Genomic DNA, 23,937 nt, shown 5'->3' on the forward strand with positions numbered 1-23,937 from the left:
ACCTACTCATTAAATACTAAAATAAATGTAATGTTATCCATGCCACCATTTTTTAGGGCTAGGTCAAGAAGCATATCTCTCGCTTCTTCAGGACTATTTTCCTTTACAATTCTAAAGATTTCTTCATCAGAAACCATGTTTGTAAGCCCATCTGAACAAAATAAAAATACATCTTTATCCTTAATGTCAAGCGTGTTAACTATAACTTCTATATCAGATGTGGTACCCATTGCCTTAGTCAGGACATTCTTCTTGGGATGATTTTTTGCTTCTTCTTCGGTGATTTCTCCAATTTCAATCAAATAATTTACAAAGGAATCATCTTGGGTTATTTGTTCCATTTCTTTATTTATTCTGTAGATCCTAGAATCTCCAATATTTGAATATATGAGAACATCTCCTAGAATAAGTCCACTAGAAAGAGTGGTTCCCATTCCCCTGTAATCTTCATTTTCTTGAGAGCTATCAAATATTTTTTTATTTGCATCCCTAATCGAAGATGAGAGAATTTCTATTGCATCATCTATGCTTTTTATTTCTCTATCTTTTGCGAAATCTTGACCAATTATTTCAGTTGCCATCTTGGATGCTCTTTCACCTGCAAGATGACCTCCCATTCCATCAGCCAATACATATAAATTTTTAGATTCGTTTACATAATAAGAATCTTCATTATTCTTTCTGTAGTTACCTACATTAGTTGCTGATACTACTTTCATTTATTTCACCTCAATCTTACGCCTTAGTTGTCCACATGAGGCGCTGATGTCACTGCCTAGTTCTCGTCTTATGGTTACGTTAAAACCCCTTCTCTCAAGCTTATTCTTGAAGTCATTAATTTCAGACTTAGAAGGTCTTTTCTCATCAAACTCTTCTATAGGATTTAAGGGTATTAGATTTATGTGACACTTTAAATTTTTTGCAAAATTATAAAGCTCATCAATGTTTTTTGTTCCATCATTTTGATTTTTTATCATTGTGTATTCAAAGGTTAACCTGTTATTAGTCTTTTTGACATAATATTCTAGGGATTTTTTAAGTTCAGCCAGGTTAAACCTCCTATTTATTGGCATAAGAGCTGACCTATCCCTATCATTTGTTTGGTGAAGACTAACAGCAAGATTAATTGGAAGATTCAAATCAGCAAGATCATAAATCTTATCAGCCACTCCACAAGTTGAAATTGTAATATTTCTATAAGATGTATTATGGCCCTTCTCGTCGTGGAGAAGTTTTATGAACCTTATGACTTCAGAGAAATTATCTAGAGGTTCGCCACTTCCCATTAATATAAAATTAGAAACTTTTATATTGTATTTATTTTCAATCTCATAAACTTGTCCCAGCATTTCACCAGCACTTAGGTTTCTAACCAGACCAGACTTAGTTGACGCACAAAAATCACAACCCATCCTGCAGCCAACTTGAGTTGACACGCATTGGGAGTAACCGTGCTTGTATTCCATTAGGACACCTTCAATTAGGTTTCCATCTTTTAATTTAAAAAGCAATTTCCTTGTTTCATCTAAGTCAGAGTCAAAGCTTTTAAATATTTCAATTTTATTTATTTCCTCATCTTTAATAAGAGCGATGGCCTTAGACGAAAGATTTGAGTTTTCCACGTCATATCTCTTCTTGTCGTGGAAGAAAGTAAAAAGTTGTGAACCCCTAAAGGCCTTTTCCTTTCTATCCTCAAAAAACTTTCGCAGCTCATCTTCATACATAGAATTTAATTCCATTAAAACCACCTATTCATCTAAACATTATACCATTAGACTTCTTTAAATTAAAATAAGATTTGAAAAATTAGCCGATAAAAAAAGACTGTGAAGAAATTTCACAGTCGTAATAGATATTAATTTTTTTCTAAGAGACAAATTGAAAAACCATCTGATCCATCTACTGATGGAAATAGTTTTAAGACTTCCTTGTCTCTTAATTTTTTTATTTTAAAATCTTTATTTTCACTCAAGAAGTTTTCGATTACATCTTCATTCTCAATTTTTGATAGAGAGCAAGTTGAATAGAGTAAAAGTCCTTGGTCCTTCACATATTCTTTAGCATTGTTTATAATTTCTAATTGAATTTTTCCAAGTTCTTTTAAGTCATCTATTCCCTTGTTCCATTTGATGTCTGGCTTCTTCCTATAAAGGCCTGTTCCAGAACAAGGTGCATCAACTAAGACATAGTCAAACTTATTTATAAAGTCTTCATTTAAGACCCTTGCGTCGTTAATCATAGGAGATATATTTTTGCAGCCAAGTCTCTGAGCATTTTCCTTAATTAAATTTATCTTGCCCTTAGACTTATCACAAGCAACAATTTCACCTGTATTGTCCATAAGCTCTGATAAATGAGTTGTCTTGCCACCAGGTGCTGCACATAAGTCAAGAACTTTTGAATCTTTCCTTGGATTTAAAAAACTAGACACTAGTATGGACCCTAGGTCTTGAACATAGAAGTGACCCTTTTCAAAATATTCAGTGTCTATGATTCCATTGGGATTTAAAACATTTAAGGCCTTGTCATAAGATGTCTCCTCTATTTCAAAACCTATTTGTGATAAGTTTTTTATTAAATCATCCCTATTAGTCTTAAAGCTATTAACCCTAATTGTGAAGGGTGCTTTCTCATTATTTGCCTTGAGAAGTTTCTTTGTAAATTCTTCTCCATAATTTTCGTAAAAGTATTCAGTATAAAATCTTGGATGAGAATAATAAGTAGATAAATTGTCTATGGAATTCTTTAAGGTAACTTGAGCAGGTTTCTTCTTTGCGATGCTCCTAAGTATTCCATTTGTAAAAGAAATTGATCCCTTGTTTCCATAAATTTTTGCAAGATTAACTGATTCATCAACTATGGAATAATCTGGAACCTTGTCAAGAAAATACATTTGGTAAATTGCCATTTCCAAGATAATAAGTATGATCTTGTGAATCCTATTAAACCTAACTCTGGAATTTTGTCTTATGACATAATCGAGATAAGTTTTGTTTCTCACAACTCCTGTTGTTATTTCTTTTATAAAGGCAAAGTCCCTTTCATCTATATTAGATACTTTTAAAATCTCTAAACTTTCCTCTAAAAATGTCCCCTTATAGAGGACATCGTTAATTATTTGTAGTGCTTTTTCTCTTGTGTTTTTCATTAATCTCTTCTTCCAAATATACTTAGTAATCTCAAAAATTGTCCTATTGCAACTATAGTTGATGCAACATAAGTTAATGCTGCTGCACTTAGGACTTCTCTTGTTCCCTTTAAATCTTCATCAGAAATAATTCCCATTGCAAGTTCATTTTTTGCTCTATTTGATGCGTTAAACTCAACAGGCAGTGTAACAATTTGGAATAAAACTGCAAAGAAGAAAAGGGCTATACCTAATTTAGTAAAAAATACTGAGAAGAAAAACCCAAGTATTATTAAAAAGAAGGACAATTGTGTCCCAAGATTTGCAAGTGGCACTAGGGCTGCTCTTATCTTTAGAGGAGCATAGTCAACTGAATCTTGAATAGCATGACCAACTTCATGAGCCGCAATAGAAACTGATGCAATAGAATTTTTATAATAAACATCTCTTGATAGGTTTAAGGTCTTATCTCTAGGATCATAATGATCCGAAAGCTTTCCATCTACCATATTGATGCTAACATTCGATAGGCCATTCCTATCTAAGATTTTTCTTGCAACTTCTGCACCACTAAGATTTGTAGATGATGGAATTTTTTTATATTTTTCATAGGCTGAACTAATTTTTGCCTGTGCATACATAGCAAGAAGTAGGCCTGGAAGTATATAAATCAAGTAAGAGTAATCATAAGTGTAAAAATATGGTCCAAACATTATTTTCCTCCAATCACATAATTTTCTTCAAATTTATTTCCTCGTAAAAAATCATCTATTCCCATGGCTCTTTTACCTGGTGCTTGAATCTCCTTTACAGAAATTGCTCTATCACTTGTTTTAATAATAAGGTCTTTGTCAGATTTTATAATTGTACCTGGTTTTTTATTAGAATTGTCATCAAATTCTTCTGCCCTATAAATCTTATAGAACTTGTCATCATACTTAAACCTAACCCCATAATGAGGAGTTAAGCCCCTTATTTTATTTACAATATTTTTTGAAGTTTCATTAAAATATAAATTCAAATCATCTTTTAAAATTTTATTTGCATAAGTCTTTTTATCCTCATCTTGGTCCACAAAATCCACTGGACCTTTCTCAGCTTCAAGGATAAAGTCTTCTAATAGATCAGCACCCATTTGTGCAAGTTTATCTTCAAGTTCTCCTGCATTCATGTCACCAATTTCAATTTCTCTTACAGATGAAACTGGGCCTGCATCAAGACCTCTTTCCACCTTCATAAGACTGACACCAGTCTTATCATGTCCTTCTATTATTGCCCTATTAATTGGAGCAGCACCTCTTAAATAAGGTAGGAGGGAAGCGTGAACATTAACTATATATTTTTCTGGTAAATCTATTATCTCTTGAGTCAAGATCTGTCCATAGGCCACTACTACAATTATGTCGGCTTGGACTTCTCTTAATTTATCAATTGCTTCTTTAGAATTTATATCTCCTGGTTGAAAAACTTCAAGCCCTAACTCTTCTGCCTTAACTTTTACAGGAGTTTTTGTAAATTTTTTTCCCCTGCCCTTCCTCTTATCTTCTTGAGATACAACAAGGGCCACATCTCCCAACTTACTTAGTCTTTCCAATATTGGAACAGAAAATTCAGGAGTCCCCATAAAAATAAATTTCATTATTCTTCACTCTCCGCTTCATACATTTGTATTGCCTTGTCTGTATAAAGTATTCCATCAAGATGGTCAGTTTCGTGTTGGATAATTCTAGCCAAAAAGTCTTCAGCTTCCATAAGATTTTCCTTACCTTCTAGGTCATTGTACTTAACTTTTATGTGCTTAGCTCTTTTAACAGTACCTTGCTTTCCAGGAACTGAAAGACAGCCTTCCATTGAGACTTCTTCACCATCTTTTTCTATTATTTCAGGGTTTATCATGTAAAATCTCATTGGATCTTCGCCTTCGCCATTATCTTCTTCCCTATTGTCAACAACAATAACCCTTTTTAAAATCCCTATTTGAGGAGCAGCAAGTCCAACTCCAGGAGCAAGGTCCATTGTTTCAAACATATCGTCTATTAAAACTTTTAGTCTGTCATTATAATTAGTAACTGTCTTAGATTTTTTTCTAAGAATTGGATCTTCGTCTGTTCTAATTTTTCTTATTGCCATTAAATCACCTAAAATTCTATATTTAAAATTATTTTTCTTTCTTCTTCTATCTTACTATTATTAATTACCCTTTTTAGGCCCTCAATTAACAAGCCTAGGTCCTTTGGCTTTACCTTAAGGGAAAATTTAGTCTTATTAATATTTTTTATTCTTGGCATCTTGATGAACTTTGTCACCATAATGTCCATGCCTTTTAAATCAAGAGACATTTGATGCAAAAACCTTTCTGCCCAAATTTGAGTTAGGTTTTCGTCATAAGATGAAAACTCAAGCTCAATTAGTTTTGTATAAGGAGGATATAAAAAAGTCTTCCTCTCTTGGATTTCATATTCATAGAAATCCTTATAGTCCCCTTGTGCAGAGTATTTTATAATTTCACTGTCGGGACTGTAGGTTTGAATTATAACTTGGCCCTTTTTGGATGCACGACCTGCTCTTCCCGATACTTGAGTTACTAGCTGGAAGGTTCTTTCTCTTGCCTTGTAATCAGAAATATAAAGAGAGAGGTCTGCTGCAACAATCCCAACAAGTGTAACATCTTCGAAATCAAATCCCTTAGACACCATTTGGGTTCCAATAATTATATCTGCTTCCTTATTTTTTATCTTCTCATAAAATTTTTCAAAGGAATCTTTTTTTCCTGTTGTGTCCCTATCCATTCTAAGAACCCTAGCCTCCGGAAAATATTTTTGAACTTCTTCTTCTACTCTTTGGGTTCCAACTCCAAACTGTTTTATGAATTTTGATCCACAAGATGGGCAAACTCTTGGCAAAGGTTTAGTCTTGCCACAATAGTGACAGATGAGCCTATTTTTTGCCTTGTGATAGGTCATTGAGATGTCACAGTCATCACATTTAATAACTTCACCACAAGATCTGCAGGAAATAAAATTAGAAAATCCTCGCCTATTTAAGAATAAAATAATCTGTTCTTTATTTTTTAACTTTTCTTCAATAGCCTCTCTAAGTTCTCTACTAAAGATTGAGACATTTCCCATTATAAGTTCGTCTCTCATATCAACTATTTCTGTATCAGGAAGAAAAGCTCCTTTTTTGGCCCTATTATTTAATTCACATAAATTATAAAAATCTTTTTGTGCATAAAAATAGGATTCTACAGATGGAGTTGCCGATCCTAGGACAACTTTCCCCCTGCCCTTCATCCTATTTATGGCAACTTCTATGGTGTCATACTTTAAGTTGTCGTGAAATTCATAGGAAGAGTCGTGAGACTCATCAACTATAATCATCTTGAGGTTTTTAAAGGGAACAAAGACTGCACTTCTAACTCCAACCACGACTTTTACTTCATCATTTAAGACCTTCCTATACTCATCATATCTTTCTCCAGCTGAAAGCTTTGAGTGGATAATAGCAACTTCATTTCCAAACCAGGACTTAAATCTCTCAATCATTTGTGGAGTTAATCCAATTTCTGGAACAAGTACAATTACCTGGCCTCCATCTTCAAGAACTTTTGAAGTAAGATTTAAATAAACCTCAGTTTTGCCAGATCCAGTTAGTCCATGAAGTAGTGAGACTACCTTGTCAGTTCTTCGTATACTCTTAAGAGCTTCTTGTTGCTCATCATTTAAAGCTAGCTTATTCTTTTTGAAAGTTTTTTCAACTGGATCTCTATTTATTTCTTTCTTATATTCTTCAATAAGATTTCTTTTTATCAGGCTTTTAATTGGAGAATAAGATATATTTAGATTCTTCATGACATCTACTCTCGATATATCTTTCTCTTTTTTTATAAAATTAAAGACTTGTGCTTGTTTCTCACTAATTCCCTCAAGATTTTTTGGGTCAAAATCACTTACAAGTCTCAAATAATTTACAATTTTTGGCTTTACAGTCACTAAGGAGTCGTAAACATATTTTAGGTAACCCTTAGCCCTTAACTTCTTAATTATTACTTTTTCATCTTCTTTTAAATCCTCGAAATACTTTGACAGATCTATAGAGTTTAAATCTTCCAAGTCCTTACCATTAGGGTATTTTTCTACAAGGATTTTTTTCTTAATTTTTTGAAGATTTCCTGGTGGTAAGATTGGAGCAAAGGCCTTTGAGTAACCAACGAGGTATCTTTCCTTCATCCAAAGGCCAAGTCTTATTAGGTCATTGGATATTATTGGTTCATCGTCAAGGACTGAATGAATCTCCTTTAACTCTTCTCGGTGGTCTCCAGAATAATTTGCATGTAAAAAAAGGACGATACCAACTCGGTAGGACTTCCCAAAATTTACGAGAACTCTCATACCTGGTTTAACATCATCTTTTACTATATATGTATAAAGTTTATCTATTTTTTGAAAATTATTTTCGATAAAAATATCTGCAAACATGTCTTCACCCACAAAAGAGCTAGATTTCTCTAGCTCATAAGTTTTTTTGCCCTATCTAAAATTTCTCTCGCAAGTTCAGCCTTAGACATAATTTCTAAATCATCAGTCTCATCTCTTGAGATAATGGAAACTATATTGGTGTCACTCCCAAAACCTGCACCTTCTTTTTTGATATTGTTAACAACAATTATATCAAAGTTCTTTTTAATTAGTTTTTCCTTAGCATATTCATAAATGTTAGTTGATTCTGCAGCAAAGCCAACTATAACTTGGTTTTTCTTCAGACTTCCATAGTGAGCAGCAATGTCAGGATTTTTTTCCATTTCAATTAGGTTCATTTGACTGTCGTTACCCTTTTTAATTTTTTCTTCACTATAAGTCTTTGGCCTATAGTCACTTGGGGCAGCTGCCTTAATCAATAAATCACATTCATCAAAGTATTTTCCAACAGCATCATACATCTCACGAGTTGAATCCACTCTTACAAAGTTATCAACTTTAGGAACATCAATTTTTGTTGGACCAGATATAAGTGTTACTTTTGCCCCTCTTTTTTTTGCATTATCTGCAAGGGCATAACCCATCTTTCCAGAAGAATAATTAGAAATAAACCTAACTGGATCAAGTGCCTCTCTTGTAGGTCCTGCTGTGATTACAACATGCTTACCTTCAAGGTCTTTCTCAGTTAATGCTCTGTCAATTTCATCAACAATTTCACTAGGCTCAAGCATCTTGCCACTACCATAGTCATTGCAGGCAAGTAGGTCTTCTTTGGTATCTAGGATTATAACTCCCCTATCTCTTAGGGTCTGCATATTCTTTTGATTTGCTTCTGAATTTAACATTACTGTATTCATTCCAGGTGCCAACATTACCTTGGACCTTGAAGCCATTAAAACTGTAGATAGCATATCATCTGCAATACCATTGGCAAATTTTCCAATAATATTTGCAGTAGCAGGTGCAATAACAATAATATCAGCCCATTTAGCTAGAGAAATATGTTCAACATCCATGTTAAAAAGTTGATTAAACATCTCTCCATGAACTACATTGTTGGACATAGTTTGAAAAGTAAGCGGTGTAACAAATTCAGTTGCATTTTTTGTCATTATAACCTTTACTTCTGCGCCTAATTTTCTCAAAAGACTGCATATACCTGGAGACTTATAAACAGCAATTCCACCTGTAACTCCAAGTAGAATTTTTTTACCCTTTAACATCTTATTCCTCTTCTAGTTCTTCTTTGTTTAAATCGTCAATCTTTTTTTGCTTAATTTCTTGTATAAGATTTTCTTTTTCTTCAGCAACCTTTTCTTCATACTCAGAGTCGCTTAATTTTTCTCCAAATTTAATTTTACCAGCCATAATTTCTTCAATAGCAATTGTTACTGGTTTTTCACTATCTGTATCTACTAAAGCTGGATTTCCATCAATAATCTTTCTAGCTCTTTTTGATACTAAAATTGCAAGTTCATATCTAGAATCTGCAACTTCTTTTAATTCTTTAAAAGATGGTATAATCATTTACTTCTCTCCTCTTCTGCTTGAACTTCTTTTTTAATATTCTTATGTCTTTTAACCCTAAGTTTTTCAGCTGCAATAATAGTTTCGATATCCTTAACTGCATTGTCTATTACATCATTTATAACAAAGTAGTCATATTCACCTACGAAGTCAAGTTCCTTAAAGGCATTTCTATACCTAGTTTCTATTTCATCTTCAGTTTCTGTATCTCTCTTAACAAGACGAGATCTCAATTCATCCATAGTTGGAGGAATTAAAAATATAAATACTGCTTCTTTATATTTTTCTTTAATTTGAAGAGCGCCTTGCACATCAATTTCAAGAAGTACAATTTCTCCCTTTTCTATTTCATCAAAAACAAATTTCTTTGGTGTACCATAGTAGTTTGTATGAACAAAGGCATGTTCCAATAATTCATCATTTTCTACCATTTTTTCAAATTCTTCTCTTGAGGCAAAAAAGTAATTTTCGCCATTTACTTCGCCTGGTCTAGGAGTCCTAGTAGTAACAGAAGTTGAGAAAATTATGTCATCATTGTTTTTCATTAAGGATTCACTTACTGTTCCTTTTCCAGAACCAGAAGGACCTGATAAAACTAATAAAAATCCGCCGTCCAAATTATCACCATCCTAAGTATTTTATTCAACATTTTGCGCTTGTTCACGCAATTTTTCTATTTCTGATTTTAGCATTACAACAGCACTTGTAATTTCAATATCATTTGATTTTGAACCTATGGTGTTGGACTCTCTGTTCATCTCTTGAATTAAAAAGTCTAACTTTCTGCCAATTGGTCCCTCTTGATTTATTATATCATTAAAATTGTGAGTGTGAATTTTAAGCCTTGTAATTTCTTCATCAATTGAAAGTTTATCAAGCATTATTGCTATTTCTGTCAAAATTCTATCTTCATTTATTTCACTTGATTGAAGAAACTCGGCTACCCTTTCTCTCAATCTATTTTCATTTTCCTTTAAACTAATAGGAGCTCTATCTTCTATAAAGTCAGTAAGTCTTTTGACTTCTTCAAGCTTTATTTGAAAGTCTTCTTTTATCTTTTCACCTTCAAAAGATCTAGATTTTACAAATTCATTTGCAGCTTCATCTAGCACTTTTAAAAGTTCTTCTTTTATATAATCTCCATCAAACTCTGCTTTTTGTGGTTTGATAATATTTGAGTCTCTCATCAACTTAGAAAATGATATATCAGAAGCTACTCCCAACTTCTCTTCTAATTCTTTACTTATAATAATATACTTATTTAGCAGCTCATAGTCAATATCAATTTCAACCTGGCTTGAATCCAAATATTCAAAATTTATGAATACATCAACCTTGCCTCTTTTGATTTTTGACTTAATAAAAGATTTAACAGCTTCTTCTGCATACATAATTGACCCAGGCATTCTCACATTAATGTCTAGATACCTGTTATTCACAGACTTCATCTCAACTTTAATATAGAAATCCTCACATCTTTTTTCAAAAAGGCCGTAGCCAGTCATGCTATTCATAAAAACTCCTTATAAAGAACAAAAAGCACTAAAAAGTGCTTTTCATTTTATTTTACAACCATATTTACAATCTTATTTGGAATATATATTTTCTTAACTATATTCTTGCCCTCTGTATTTTTTGCGAAAAGTTCATCCTTTTCTGCAATTTCTAATACTTCATCTTGGGAAGCATCTCTCTCTATCTTAATTGTATATCTAACTTTACCGTTAAATTGAACTGGAAGCTCTATTTCATTATCAATAGTAAGCTCTTCCTTATATTCAGGCCAAGCTTGTTCTGATAATACTCCACCAAGTTCACATACTTGCCACAATTCTTCTGTTATATGTGGTGCAACTGGATTTAGTAAAATTAAGAAAGTTCTAAGGTCTTCTTTAGTGATTTTTCCAGCATCATTAAATTCATTTGATAGAGTCATAAGTTGAGCAATTGCAGTATTTGCCTTTAAGTGAGCATAATCTTCAGTAACCTTTTTGATAGTCTTGTGTATTTCTGAGACTAATTCTTTACTGTAGTCATCTCCCTCAACTACAATTTCTTGTAGATTCCAAACTCTTTCCAAGAATCTTCTACAGCCCTTAACTCCATTTTCTGACCAAGGTACAGGTTTTTCAAAATCACCAATAAACATTTCATAACATCTTAAAGTGTCTGCACCGTAATCTCTAACAATATCGTCAGGATTTACTACGTTACCCCTTGATTTTGACATTTTTTCATTGTTTCCACCAAGAATCATACCGTGTGAAGTTCTCTTTTGATAAGGTTCCTTAGTTGGAACTACTCCAATATCGTATAAGAACTTGTGCCAGAATCTTGAATATAGAAGGTGAAGTGTAGTATGTTCCATACCACCATTGTACCAATCAACTGGCATCCAATAATCAAGAGCTTCCTTGCTTGCAAGTGCTTCATCATTGTGTGGGTCAGTATATCTTAAGAAGTACCAAGATGATCCTGCCCATTGTGGCATTGTATCTGTTTCTCTCTTTGCTGGTCCACCACATTTTGGACAAGTAGTGTTTACCCAATCAGTCATCTTTGCAAGTGGTGATTCTCCAGAATCAGTTGGTTCGTAATTTTCTACTTCTGGAAGTAAAAGTGGAAGTTCTTCTTCTGGAAGAGCTACATAACCACATTTTTCGCAGTGAACTATTGGAATTGGTTCTCCCCAATATCTTTGCCTTGAGAATACCCAGTCTCTCAATTTATAATTAACTTTTCTATCTCCAAGTTTATGTTCTTCAAGATAGTCTATCATCTTAGCGATGGCATCTTTAACTTCAAGTCCATTTAGGATTTCTGAATTAATCATTTTTCCTGTAGATGTTTCTGTATTTGCATGTTCTGATACATCAGATCCTTCTATAACAGGGATAATTTCAAGTCCAAATTTCTTTGCAAAGTCATAGTCACGATCATCGTGAGCTGGCACTGCCATAATAGCACCTGTTCCATATGTCATAAGGACATAATCAGAAATCCAAATTGGAATTTCTTTATTTGTAAGGGGGTTAATTGCCTTAATACCTTTTATTTCTACACCAGACTTGTCTTTTTCAAGTTCAGTTCTTTCGAAATCACTTTTCTTTGAACATTCTTCTTTGTAGGCATTTATTTCATCTAAGTTTTCAATCTTATCAGCATGTTCTTCAATTAATGGGTGTTCTGGCGCAATTACCATATAAGTTGCACCATAAATTGTATCTGGTCTAGTTGTGAAAACTTCAAGTTGTTCATCAAAGTCTTTCAGTGAAAAGTTAATACTTGCTCCTTCACTTCTACCAATCCAGTTTTTTTGTTGTGTTACAACCCTATCGATAAAGTCAAGATCGTCTAAGTCTTCGATAAGTCTATCTGCATACTCGGTTATTTTAAGCATCCATTGGCTCTTAACACGTCTTACAACTTCTTCTCCACATCTTTCGCACTTTCCACCAACAACTTCTTCATTAGAAAGTCCAACCTTACATGAAGGGCACCAGTTTATTGGCATTTCTTTCTTGTAAGCAAGTCCGTGTTTATAAAGTTGTAGGAAAATCCATTGTGTCCACTTGTAGTATTCTGGATCAGTTGTGTTAATTTCCCTAGACCAGTCAAAGGAAAATCCAATTGACTTTAATTGTTTTTTAAAGTGAGCAATATTATTTTTAGTAACAATAGCTGGATGGATTTTATTTTTTATTGCATAGTTTTCTGTTGGAAGACCAAAGGCATCCCATCCCATTGGGTAAAGTACGTTATAACCTTGCATCCTCTTCATCCTAGAAACAATATCTAGGGCAGTGTAAGGCCTTGGGTGACCTACGTGAAGTCCTTGTCCAGATGGATAAGGGAATTCTACAAGGGCATAAAACTTTTCCTTGTCTGAATTATTTTCACATACAAAGGATTCATGTTCATCCCAAAAGTCTTGCCACTTTTTTTCTATATCACTTGGTGTGTATTTATTCATATTAACTCCTAAAATTTCAAAAATTAAAATTCAGCATTTCCAACAGTTCTTGGGAATGGAATTACGTCTCTTATATTTTTCATTCCAGTTATATACATTACTGCTCTTTCAAATCCAAGACCAAATCCTGAGTGGACTACAGATCCATATCTTCTTAAATCAAGATACCAATCATAAGTGTCCATATCCATTCCAATGTTTTGCATCTTTTCTTCTAGAACGTCAAATCTGTGTTCCCTTTGGCTTCCTCCAATGATTTCGCCAACACCTGGAACTAGAAGGTCCATAGCTGCTACAGTTTTCTTGTCTTCATTTTCATACATATAGAAAGCCTTGATTTCCTTTGGATAATCAGTTACGAAAACTGGTTTCTTGTAAACTTCTTCAGTAATATATCTTTCATGTTCTGTTTGTAGGTCAATTCCCCAGCTTACAGGATAATTAAATTCCTTATCAGCCTTTTCAAGAATTTCAATAGCTTCTGTATAAGTTATTCTTGCAAACTCGTTATCAACTACATTTTGTAATCTTTCTAATAGACCCTTGTCAATGAAGTTGTTAAAGAATTCCATTTCTTGTGGTGCATTTTCAAGGACATAAGAAATAATATATTTTAACATTTCTTCTGATACGTCCATATTTACATTAAGATCAGCAAAGGCCATTTCTGGTTCAATCATCCAGAATTCTGCAGCGTGTCTTTGTGTATTTGAATTTTCTGCCCTAAATGTAGGTCCAAAAGTATAAATATCTCTAAAGGCTTCTGCAAAAGCTTCAGCTTCTAGTTGACCAGACACTGTAAGGTGAGTCTTTTTATCGAAGAAGTCCTTTGAGTAGTCAACTTCAGTAGGTTCTGATTTTGCAATTTTATCAATGTCAAGAGTTGTTACTTGGAACATTTCTCCTGCTCCTTCAGCATCTGATGTTGTGATAATTGGAGCATGGACGTAAACAAATCCCTTTTCTTGGAAGAACTTGTGAATTGCATAAGCAATTAGTGATCTTACTCTAAAGACAGCATTAAATGTATTTGCTCTTGGACGTAAGTGAGCTATTGTTCTTAGGTATTCCATTGTGTGTCTTTTCTTTTGAAGTGGATATGATGGATCAGATGAACAAATTGCTTCTATCTTACTTGCTTGTAATTCATAAGATTGGTTTTTACCAGGTGACTTAACAATTTTTCCACTGATTTCTAAAGAAGAGCTTATTGGAAATTTTTCAACTTCATCAAAGTTTTCTAATTCTTTACCATAAACTACTTGAATTGGTTTAAAAACTGTTCCATCAGTGAGTTCAATAAAACCGAAGTTTTTTGAAGCTCTAGATGTTTTTACCCAACCACTTAATACTATTTCTTTATCTAAAAAATCCTCTGGATTTTTAAAAATTTCTCTAATGCTAATTGACATAATTCCTCCTAATTTTCAATTTCTTACTTAATTGTTAAGTATATAATTAAATGCTCTATTTGTCAATTTAACTCACTTTAAACTGTCTAAGTAATCTTTTATTTTTCTTTCATAGCCAATATTTTTTGGCTCATAATATTTTCTGCCCTTAAAATTATCTGGCATATATTTTTGGTCTACATAAGCATTCTCATAATCGTGAGGATATAAGTATTTTTCATCAGTTTCATTGTTTGGGTTTCTTTTATCCCTTATATACCTGGGTATATCAATGTTAGTTGAATTTCTCACATCCTCCATGGCCTTATTTATTCCTGCATAAGCTGCATTGGATTTTTCTGATGATGCTAAATAAGTTGCAGTTTGGGCTAAGATAATTCTGGCTTCAGGCATTCCAACAGCATTTATATTGTTAAAACAAGCCGATGCAACTTGAATTGCTTCTGGATTTGCATTGCCCACATCTTCTGAAGCAAAAATTATAAGCCTTCTCGCAATAAATTTGATGTCCTCTCCGCCTTCAAGCATCTTTGCAAGATAAATTAGGGCGGCATTTGGGTCTGACCCCCTCATGGACTTTATAAAGGCAGATATAGTGTCATAGTGCTCATTATTATTCTTATCGTACCTAACATTTTTTATGAGAAGAGAGTTTTCTATTACATCTTTATCTAAAAATATTTTTCCATCAACTTCATCTGTTGATAATGCAGCAATCTCTAAGCTGTTTAAGAGATATCTACCATCTCCATTTGAATTTTTTATTAAAATATTTCTTGCCTCTTCAGTGATTTCTATATTTTCCCTTCCAAGTCCACGTTCCTTATCAGCTAAAGCCATATCCATCATTTTTTCTAAATCCTTGTTTTCTAGAGGATATAAATTTATTATTTGCATTCTCGATAAGAGAGCTCTATTGACTTCAAAATAGGGGTTCTCTGTTGTAGCACCTATTAGACTAATAACTCCTCTTTCGACAAAGGGTAGGAGAGCATCTTGCTGGCTCTTGTTAAATCTATGGATCTCATCAATAAAAACTATTGTTGATACATTATCAAACTTCATAGAGTCTTCCGACTTTTTCAAAACTTCACGAAGCTCCTTTAGGTTAGATGTTACAGCAGATAATTTAACAAAATTTTTATTAGTTGTTCTAGCAATTATCTCTGCAAGAGTTGTCTTACCAACTCCTGGTGGACCATAAAACAATACAGAAGTTAGCCTATCACTTTTTATAAGCCTGGAAAGATACTTGCCCTCTCCTATAATATGATCTTGACCAAAAAATTCTTCCAAATTTCTTGGTCTCATCCTATCAGCCAGAGGTGCTTGACTTTCTAAATTTTTTTGCATGCTAAGTTCAAATAAATCCATATTAATTCTTCTTTTTTACAAAATTCTCAAGCTCATCAACAAAGGATTGAAGATCTTTAAATTCCCTATATACAGATGCAAACCTAACATAAGAAACCTCATCTAGGTCCTTTAGTTCTTCCATTACCATCTCTCCAACTTCAAGAGAACTAATTTCTTTCTTCATAGAGTTTTCGATTTTCTTTTCTATATTGTTTACAGCATCTTCTATATCAGCAGCAGACACAGGTCTCTTCTCACAAGACTTTATCATACCTCTGATAATTTTCTCTCTGTCAAAGGCCTGTCTGTTTCCATCTTTCTTAATTACCATAATTGGTGATTGCTCAATTTTTTCATAAGTAGTGAATCTCTTTTGACAGTTTAGACACTCGCGCCTTCTTCTTATAGTATTACCTTCATCAGTTGGCCTTGTGTCTAAAACCTTAGAGTCACCATATCCACAAAAAGGACACTTCATTATTCTCACCTCATTTAAATAAGGCCCTTAAGGACCATTAAAATTATAATATCACTTAAAATTTTATTAATCAATTCTAAGAAAGCATAAAAAAAGCTGAGCCACTAGGCCCAGCCAATTTTTATATTTTCTTTTAATTTTATGACATACTTTGTGCAATATTTAAGAATATGGTAATAAATACTGAGTTTGTAATGTCGATAGCAAAAGCTCCAACCATTGGAAGTATAAAGTATGCTTTTGGTGATGGACCAAATCTTTCAGTGATTGAGTCCATGTTTGCAAGTGCGTTATAAGTAGCACCCATACCAAATCCACACATACCACCAGAAAGTACTGCTGCGTCGTAATTTTTACCCATTGCCCAGAATGTAACAACATAAGCAAAGAATAGCATAAATGCTGTTTGAGCAAATAGGATAATAAGCATTGGTCCTGCAACTTCCTTAAGGTCAATTAGGTTGATGTCGATTAATGCCATTACTAGGAATACATTTAGTCCAACGTCTCCACAGATAGAGTTTGCTCTTTGGTTAACCATTAGACGTCCTTCTTTACCAATTGTATTAACAAAGATACCTGCTATAATCATTGAAGTTACATAAGCTGGTAAGTTTAATTCTTTGCCCATAATTGATACGTGAGTTCTAATGAATTCTTGTAGAATTGAACCAAATCCAATTGAAACGAAAATAAGTCCAAGAACTTTAATAAAGTCTCCAGCTTGTAGAGGTACTACTCTTTCGTAGCCTTCACCAGCATTGTTCTCTTCCAAGTGTTCAAGAACATCATCGTAGTTTGAAGATTTTGTTTTATTTCCAGAAAGTTTGTTTCTGCTAATAAGTGTTGATCCAACAGGTCCTCCAATTAGAGATCCCATGATAACACCGAAAGTTGCTGCTGCAAGTCCAAAAGTCTTCGCATTGTCAAGACCAAGTTGAGCGAAGGTACTTCCCCAAGCTCCAGCTGATCCGTGACCACCAACCATAGTAACTGAACCACAGATAAGTCCAAGTAGTGGATTTTGTTTTAATACCTTAGCAAGAACTAGTCCTATTGTATCTTGTCCTAGAACTAATATTGCTGAAATTAACCAGAATATTAAGAATCCTTTTCCACCCTTTTTCAATGTGTCAAGGTCTGCCCCAACACCAATAGCAGTAAAGAATACCATCATAAATGGATTTTGTAAGGCTTGATCAAATTCAAAAGTTGCAATTCCACCAACTTGTAATAAGAATCTAATGATTGCAAATAAGAATCCCCCGATTACTGGTGCTGGAACACAGAATTTTTGAAAGAAGTAAACCTTATTTCTTAAAAATTTACCTATGTAGTAAACCATGATTGCAAATCCTACCGTTTGCATTAAGTTAAATGATAAATTCATTCTTCTCCTCCTTTATTTTTTTCTCACAAAGAGTATTATAACAAAAAAATATTTAAAATAACAATATTTTTTTATTTTTATCATTTGTTTAATTTTTTTAGTTTTTTTTAATTATTTAATAAATTATAGATGATTTCTAACACTTTTCGTAAGCATAATTTTTTAGTTAGTTGAGTGAATATTCATGCCTAATTTTTAAAAATTTTAAATCAATAAGAAATTTTTAAAAAAGAAAATTTTATGTCATAAAAACATTTTCACAACTTGCAATAATGTATTCTCTTTTAAACCATTTTACTTAAAACGAAAAATAAATTTATTGTAAATTATATAAAATTTCTTTTCTATAATCCTAATTACTTCTATTGAATAAAAGCATACATATGAAAAAACTATTTATCTCCAGTAAGTTAAGAAAAATTCTATTTTAAAAAGCTAACAAATCTCTTTTATTATTTTGCACTTATTTGCCTCTCCTGGTTTTGTTTTTATTTATTTTTTAGTTTGTGACTAATTTCTTATAAGTTCTATTTTTATAATAAAAATATCTGTTAAAGATTTACTCCCCAACAGATATTAAGACATTAAAAAAGGACATTGTCTCCAATGTCCTAAATCTTAAATTAAATTTATTTTCTATTAATTCTTAAGAAAGAAGGGATTTTAAGTTCTCCATTATCTTCATCATCATCATTTTCAAGGGATTCAATGGGAGATTTTTGGTTAAGTTCAACTTTCTTATCTTTCTTGTCTTTCTTATCTTCTTTATATTGGTCAAATTCAGTTGCTATAACTGTAATCTTAACTTCGTCTTTAAGTGTTTCATCAATACCTGCACCAAAGATAATGTTAGCATCTTCAGATACACAGTCTCTAATAAGGTCTGCTGCTTCATTAACTTCGAAGATACCAAGATCTGAACCTGCTGTAATATTTAGAAGAACAGATTTTGCTCCTTCAATAGAAGTTTCTAGTAGAGGAGAGTTTATTGCAAGTTTAGCTGCTTCAGTAGCTCTGTCATCACCAGATGCACGGCCAATACCCATGTGAGCAATGCCCTTATCATACATAATTGTCTTAACGTCAGCAAAGTCAAGGTTAATTAGGTTAGGAACAGAGATTAAGTCTGAAATACCTTGGATACCTTGTTTTAGTATGTCATCTGCCATTTCAAAGGCTTGTGAGAAGCTTGTCTTTTTATCTGCAATGCTAAGAAGTCTGTCGTTTGGAATTATAACTAATGTATCAACCTTTCCCTTAAGAGCATTAATACCTGATTCAGCAGATTTTGCTCTCTTTCTTCCTTCAAATGTAAAAGGTTTTGTAACAACACCAACAGTAAGTAGACCTAACTCTTTTGCAACATCTGCAATAACAGGAGCTGCACCAGTACCAGTTCCTCCACCCATTCCTGCAGTGATAAATACCATATCAGCGCCATCAAGAGCTTCTCTGATTTCATCTAAAGATTCTTCAGCAGCTTGTTCACCAATTTCTGGATTAGCACCTGCTCCAAGTCCCTTAGTGATTTTTTCACCTAATTGAATTTTTGTTTCAGCATTTGAATTTTTAAGTGCTTGTCTATCTGTGTTAAATACTAAAAATTCAACGCCCTTAACTCCAGCTTCAATCATTCTATTAACAGCGTTGTTTCCGCCGCCACCAACGCCAACTACTTTAATTTTGGCAAAATCGTCTTGGTCCATATCGAATTCCAACATAAACATCCTCCTCGTATACTAATTAATTATTTTTATATTCATTACTATCATTTTATAGAAATACTGTTAAATAGTCAATATCTAAAGGTCAATTGTGACCTTTAATTTGCGTTTTCGTCAAGCTTATTTATTTCTCTATAAGATTTATTTTTCTCTTCATCTTTAATTGAAGTTTTTTTCTCTTTTTCATCTGACTTTTTATTATCTTCCCCGTCAGTAATAAGTATTGGGCTTTCACCCTTTTCCATTTGAATTATGATGGCATTCTTATTTGTTGTACTTATATCCTTAAGTATTAATGAAAGCATCTTGAGTTTATAATCAACATTAGAATAGGATCCAAATTCAATTTTAATTCCGTCAACTGTCGTAAAAGTTGAAATAGAATCTAAAAGTTCAATATCCCTTATGTTTCCATGAAGCGAATATTCATCTTGTCTTAGGGACAATAAAAGATTTCTTTTTTCTTGGTCCTCTGAGTTAGTTAAAATATAATTCCCGGCTTGAGGGTTCTCTACATTAAAGCCTGACAAATTAACCAAGTTATCAGATTTTTTGTCTGAATTTTCAAGAATCCTAAATTTATCATCAACTAACAAATATTCAGTAGATTCCAATTGATAGTAAGGAAGTCTTTCTTTCACCTTTATGGTAACTTTTCCTCTAAGGTTATAGGAAATTTTGGCATCCTCTATATAAGGGATGCTTTCTAATTTTTCTATCCTGTCTTTTTTTGATATTACAAAAAATTTGCTTCCCTTTTGAAGTTGAGAAACTTTTTTTATCTTGCCTGCACTAACATTTTGATTGCCCTCTATGTTAATACTTTTCACATTAAAAAAATTTGAATTTTTAAGGGCAAAAATTATTAAAAATATGAAGGAAAAGAATATGAAAAATCTGCTAAAAATCCTAAAATATTTTCTTTTTTTATTCAGTTTTCTTTTTTTCTTTTCCATCTTTTTCATAAAATCACTCTATAATCATATCAACAATTTTTGAAACAGCATCTAGGCTGGCAAGTTTCTTTGAGTTTTCTGCCATTTTATTTCTTTCATTATTATCATCAAGAATTTTATTAATTTCATTTAAGAGACTTTCTCCATTTAAGTCCTTTTCTTCAATAACTGAAGATGCACCCATACCCTTGTAACTCATTGCGTTATAGTATTGGTGGTTTCCTGCAGTATAGGCCTTTGGAATTAAAATTGATGCTATGCCAAGGGCTGATATCTCTGCAAGGGTCATAGCTGATGACGAAGCTATAACTAGATCTGCGCTGGATAAATAATCATAAACCTTGTGAGTATAATCAAGGATTTCCACATTGTCTGGAAGGTCAGGTGCCTTTTCCATGAATCCATCATAATGTTCTCTACCTGTTACATGAGTTAGTTTAAAGGGAAGACTTTCATTTTTTCTTAGGATTTCTAATATTGCATCGTTAGTAGATTCTTGTCCACCAGAGCCTCCAAAACAAAATACAAATTTCTCATCTTTTTTTATATTTAATTCTTTCCTCGATTTTTCCCTGTTTAAGTGGAAAAAAACATCTCTTACAGGGTTACCAGTAAAGATAATATTGTCATTATCTAGATATTTTTTTGCTTCTTCAAAGTTAATAAAGACATAATCGGCCTTTTTAGCAAGGATTTTATTGGTCTTGCCTGGATAGGCATTTTGTTCTTGAACTACTGTCTTTATTTTTTTCTGTTGAGCCTTAAAAACTATTGGTGCACAAACATATCCACCAGTTCCAATGACAATATCTGGTTTAAAATCATTTAATATTTTATTACATTCTCTTAATCCTTTCATTAGGTTAAAGAAGGTAATAACTGTGTCCTTATTTAATTTTTTTCTCGGAAGACCAGAAATATCAATGCCTTTAAATTCAAAATTATATTTTTTTGCCAATTCTTCTTCTAAAGAATCTTTTTTTCCAACATAGAGAATTTCTGCGTCCTTGTCTTTCTTTTTTATCTCTTCTCCAATAGCAAGTGCTGGGTATATATGTCCCCCAGTACCTCCGCCGGATAAAATATATTTCATACTGTGCCTTCTTTCGAAATCTTTAATAAAATAGCTGTTGATACAAGTGCCATTACAAGTGCTGTACCTCCATAGGAAATAAAAGGTAAGGTTATACCTGTTACTGGAAGAATTTTTGCGCAAACTCCCATATTAAAAAAGGCCTGGATTCCAATGTAGGTTGTCATGCCAATAGCAGTGAATTTATCAAAATAATTTGTGGCCTTAAAGGCTATCATGTATCCCCTATAAATATAAATTATAAATAATAATATTACTATAAAAGTTCCAATAAAACCAAATTCTTCTGCTATTACAGAAAAGATAAAGTCTGTATAAGCTTCTGGAAGGTTTGTATACTTTTGTCTCGATCTAAATAAACCTACTCCAGAGTAACCTCCCAAAGCAAAGGCATAAAGAGATTGCCTTGATTGATAGAGGGCAGCCGATTGGTAGTCTGTTGAGTCAGACACAAACCCAAAAATTCTCATAAGCCTAAACTTATTTTCTGGGTCCATTAAAATTACAAATATAAGACCTATACCTAATACAACTAAGAATAAGAATTGTTTTTTATTTATTCCAGCCGCAAGAAGTATGGCAAATAGTGACACACCAATAACAACCGCTGTTGAAAAGTCCTTAATCATAATTGGTCCAACAGATATACCCATTATAGCAACTGCTATTAAAAATATTTTTCTGTCTTTTAAGGAATAAATATTTCTCGCCAAGTATTTTGATAAGTAAATTATTGAAGATAATTTTAAAATATCTGAAGGTTGAAACCTTAATATTTTAAGATCTAGCCACCTTACTTGTCCCTTCGACTTGTCACCAAGTGGAGACCACAAGAGTAGTATTAAAACGATACTTACTGGAAACAACCAATCTATATTTTTATAAATTACTGCTCTTGGCATCTTTAAAATCAATAAAAGAGCAATAATTCCTATTATTAAAAAGCCAGATTGTCTTGCCAAGTAGTGAAAGCTATTTAAATTATATTTTTTTGCAGTTGGAAAGGAAGCTGAAGTAACTGCTATAAGACCAATTACAATAAGAAACACTGTGGTCAAAAGCAGCATCAAATCAATATCTTTTATTTCCTTTTTTAACTTCATCTACATCAACTCTTTGACAAGGTCCTTGAAGTGTTGACCCCTTATTTCATAACTTTTATACATATCCCATGAAGCACACGCAGGTGATAAAAGAACATCGTCTCCACTTGAAGAAAGTTTCCTAGCAAGTTCTACAGTTTTTTTTAAGTCTTCAGTAATGTAAAACTCTACTCCAGATTTTTTACAAGAATTAGAGATTTTTTCTGCAGTTTCTCCAAATAAGATTGCTGTCTTTATTTTATCTTTAGACTTTTCTATTAGATTATCAAAATCTGCACCCTTGTCGTATCCACCAGCTATCAAGACTACGTCTCCATCCATAGCAGCAACAGCTACTTCTGTTGAATCTGGATTAGTTCCCTTGGAGTCGTTATAATATTTTACTCCGTCAACTTCTCTTACAAATTCAATCCTGTGTTCTACTCCTGTAAAAGAAAGAATGGATTTTTTAATAAGATCTAGGTCAATATTTAGAAGTTTACAAGCAATAATAGCTGCCATAATATTTCTTACATTATGGTCTCCAGGAATTTTTATGTCTTTAATATCTAAGACTTCTTCTGTCTTTTCTCCATTATTAAAATAAATTTTTCCATTATCAACATAAGCTCCCTTATCCCCTATCTTTTCCATAGAAAAATAATATTTTTCTGCCTTGAACTTATATTCTTCAGCAAGATCCTTATCTTCATAGTTTAAAATTGCAAAGTCATTTTCGTCTTGATTTTTAAAGATTTTAAATTTTGCATCTACGTAATTTTGTCTTGTCTTATGCCAGTCTAAATGATCACTGGTTACATAGGTTAAGACTCCTATGTGGGGCTTGAAATCAATTGTGTCTTCTAGTTGGAAGGATGATGCCTCTATTACTACATAATCATTATCACTTGCTTCTTTAGTGATTTCAAGAATCCCTCTTCCAATATTTCCTACAACATAAGTCTTTGCTACTCTTTTTAGAATATCTCCAAGAATTGTAGTTGTCGTCGTCTTGCCGTTTGTACCAGTAACTGCAATTACATTTTCAGTTTTTAAATTTCTATAGCTAAGTTCAATATCTGAAATAATCTCTATGTTTTTCTCTCTGGCCTTTTCTAAAAGTTCATGGAAAGGATATATTCCAGGACTTTTAACTATTAAGTCAATATAATCAAGGTCTTCTTCCTTAAAAATTATAAAATCTTCTTCTACATTTAACTTATGAAGGTCTTGATTGCTATCGTAAACATAAATCTTGCATGGAAATTCTTTTAAAAATTTTAGGGCCGTCTTTCCAGTGACCCCAAAACCCATAATTAAAATATTTTTGTTTTCTATCAT

Annotated in this window: 21 protein-coding genes; all 21 read right to left on the reverse strand. The window is 32.8% G+C overall.

Going from position 1 to position 23,937, the window contains the following annotated elements; all coding sequences use genetic code 11:
* Positions 1–2: 2 nt before the first annotated feature.
* The 21 genes from DRZ96_RS08485 to murD all read right to left on the reverse strand — a co-directional run bounded on the left by DRZ96_RS08485 (position 3) and on the right by murD (position 23,937).
* Positions 3–719 carry a Stp1/IreP family PP2C-type Ser/Thr phosphatase gene (locus tag DRZ96_RS08485; RefSeq protein WP_112890309.1) on the reverse strand — a complete coding sequence of 239 codons (717 nt, stop codon included), beginning with the start codon at positions 717–719 and terminating at the stop codon, positions 3–5.
* Complete coding sequence (rlmN, locus tag DRZ96_RS08490) at positions 720–1,739, reverse strand: 23S rRNA (adenine(2503)-C(2))-methyltransferase RlmN (protein WP_112890310.1); 1,020 nt, start codon at positions 1,737–1,739, stop codon at positions 720–722.
* Between the two features lie 116 nt (positions 1,740–1,855).
* Positions 1,856–3,148 (reverse strand): 16S rRNA (cytosine(967)-C(5))-methyltransferase RsmB, encoded by a 1,293-nt coding sequence (gene rsmB, locus DRZ96_RS08495; RefSeq protein ID WP_112890311.1) that lies wholly within the window; start codon positions 3,146–3,148, stop codon positions 1,856–1,858.
* A complete protein-coding gene (locus DRZ96_RS08500) occupies positions 3,148–3,840 on the reverse strand; it encodes a zinc metallopeptidase (RefSeq protein ID WP_070701696.1) in 693 nt (230 codons plus the stop codon). Before DRZ96_RS08500 ends, rsmB begins: the two co-directional genes overlap by 1 nt.
* Positions 3,840–4,766, reverse strand: coding sequence for a methionyl-tRNA formyltransferase (fmt, locus tag DRZ96_RS08505; RefSeq protein ID WP_112890312.1), 927 nt, complete (start codon positions 4,764–4,766; stop codon positions 3,840–3,842). The genes DRZ96_RS08500 and fmt overlap by 1 nt, the downstream gene beginning before the upstream one ends.
* Complete coding sequence (gene def, locus DRZ96_RS08510) at positions 4,766–5,257, reverse strand: peptide deformylase (protein WP_112890313.1); 492 nt, start codon at positions 5,255–5,257, stop codon at positions 4,766–4,768. The genes fmt and def overlap by 1 nt, the downstream gene beginning before the upstream one ends.
* Before the next feature lie 8 nt (positions 5,258–5,265).
* Complete coding sequence (priA, locus tag DRZ96_RS08515; RefSeq protein WP_112890314.1) at positions 5,266–7,605, reverse strand: primosomal protein N'; 2,340 nt, start codon at positions 7,603–7,605, stop codon at positions 5,266–5,268.
* A 29-nt stretch (positions 7,606–7,634) separates the two neighbouring features.
* Complete coding sequence (coaBC, locus tag DRZ96_RS08520) at positions 7,635–8,828, reverse strand: bifunctional phosphopantothenoylcysteine decarboxylase/phosphopantothenate--cysteine ligase CoaBC (protein WP_112890315.1); 1,194 nt, start codon at positions 8,826–8,828, stop codon at positions 7,635–7,637.
* Between the two features lies 1 nt (position 8,829).
* On the reverse strand, positions 8,830–9,132 hold the full coding sequence (gene rpoZ, locus DRZ96_RS08525; RefSeq protein ID WP_112890316.1) for a DNA-directed RNA polymerase subunit omega: 303 nt from the start codon (positions 9,130–9,132) through the stop codon (positions 8,830–8,832).
* Positions 9,129–9,749: a guanylate kinase gene (gene gmk, locus DRZ96_RS08530; RefSeq protein ID WP_070701684.1), complete on the reverse strand. Its 621-nt coding sequence runs from the start codon at positions 9,747–9,749 to the stop codon at positions 9,129–9,131. Before gmk ends, rpoZ begins: the two co-directional genes overlap by 4 nt.
* Before the next feature lie 21 nt (positions 9,750–9,770).
* Positions 9,771–10,646 (reverse strand): YicC/YloC family endoribonuclease, encoded by an 876-nt coding sequence (locus DRZ96_RS08535; RefSeq protein WP_112890317.1) that lies wholly within the window; start codon positions 10,644–10,646, stop codon positions 9,771–9,773.
* Positions 10,647–10,693: 47 nt separating this feature from the next.
* Positions 10,694–13,105 carry a leucine--tRNA ligase gene (leuS, locus tag DRZ96_RS08540; RefSeq protein ID WP_112890318.1) on the reverse strand — a complete coding sequence of 804 codons (2,412 nt, stop codon included), beginning with the start codon at positions 13,103–13,105 and terminating at the stop codon, positions 10,694–10,696.
* Between the two features lie 23 nt (positions 13,106–13,128).
* Positions 13,129–14,517: an asparagine--tRNA ligase gene (asnS, locus tag DRZ96_RS08545; RefSeq protein WP_112890319.1), complete on the reverse strand. Its 1,389-nt coding sequence runs from the start codon at positions 14,515–14,517 to the stop codon at positions 13,129–13,131.
* Positions 14,518–14,589: 72 nt separating this feature from the next.
* The gene (locus DRZ96_RS08550; protein ID WP_112890320.1) at positions 14,590–15,891 is read right to left on the reverse strand and encodes a replication-associated recombination protein A; all 1,302 of its coding nucleotides are present in this window, start codon (positions 15,889–15,891) and stop codon (positions 14,590–14,592) included.
* Position 15,892: 1 nt separating this feature from the next.
* A complete protein-coding gene (gene nrdR / locus DRZ96_RS08555; protein WP_112890321.1) occupies positions 15,893–16,351 on the reverse strand; it encodes a transcriptional regulator NrdR in 459 nt (152 codons plus the stop codon).
* A 139-nt stretch (positions 16,352–16,490) separates the two neighbouring features.
* Positions 16,491–17,741 (reverse strand): sodium/glutamate symporter, encoded by a 1,251-nt coding sequence (gene gltS / locus DRZ96_RS08560; RefSeq protein ID WP_112890322.1) that lies wholly within the window; start codon positions 17,739–17,741, stop codon positions 16,491–16,493.
* Positions 17,742–18,370: 629 nt separating this feature from the next.
* Positions 18,371–19,462 (reverse strand): cell division protein FtsZ, encoded by a 1,092-nt coding sequence (ftsZ, locus tag DRZ96_RS08565; protein WP_112890323.1) that lies wholly within the window; start codon positions 19,460–19,462, stop codon positions 18,371–18,373.
* A 101-nt stretch (positions 19,463–19,563) separates the two neighbouring features.
* Positions 19,564–20,430: a cell division protein FtsQ/DivIB gene (locus tag DRZ96_RS08570; RefSeq protein ID WP_112890324.1), complete on the reverse strand. Its 867-nt coding sequence runs from the start codon at positions 20,428–20,430 to the stop codon at positions 19,564–19,566.
* A gap of 4 nt (positions 20,431–20,434) precedes the next feature.
* A complete protein-coding gene (gene murG / locus DRZ96_RS08575; protein WP_112890325.1) occupies positions 20,435–21,514 on the reverse strand; it encodes an undecaprenyldiphospho-muramoylpentapeptide beta-N-acetylglucosaminyltransferase in 1,080 nt (359 codons plus the stop codon).
* Entirely contained in the window at positions 21,511–22,617 is a 1,107-nt protein-coding gene (locus DRZ96_RS08580) for an FtsW/RodA/SpoVE family cell cycle protein (protein WP_112890326.1), read from the reverse strand. The genes murG and DRZ96_RS08580 overlap by 4 nt, the downstream gene beginning before the upstream one ends.
* Positions 22,618–23,937, reverse strand: a complete 1,320-nt coding sequence (murD, locus tag DRZ96_RS08585; protein WP_112890327.1) for a UDP-N-acetylmuramoyl-L-alanine--D-glutamate ligase — start codon at positions 23,935–23,937, stop codon at positions 22,618–22,620.

The sequence above is a fragment of the Peptoniphilus harei genome (genome assembly GCF_900454685.1).
Classification (GTDB): Bacteria; Bacillota; Clostridia; order Tissierellales; family Peptoniphilaceae; genus Peptoniphilus_A; species Peptoniphilus_A harei.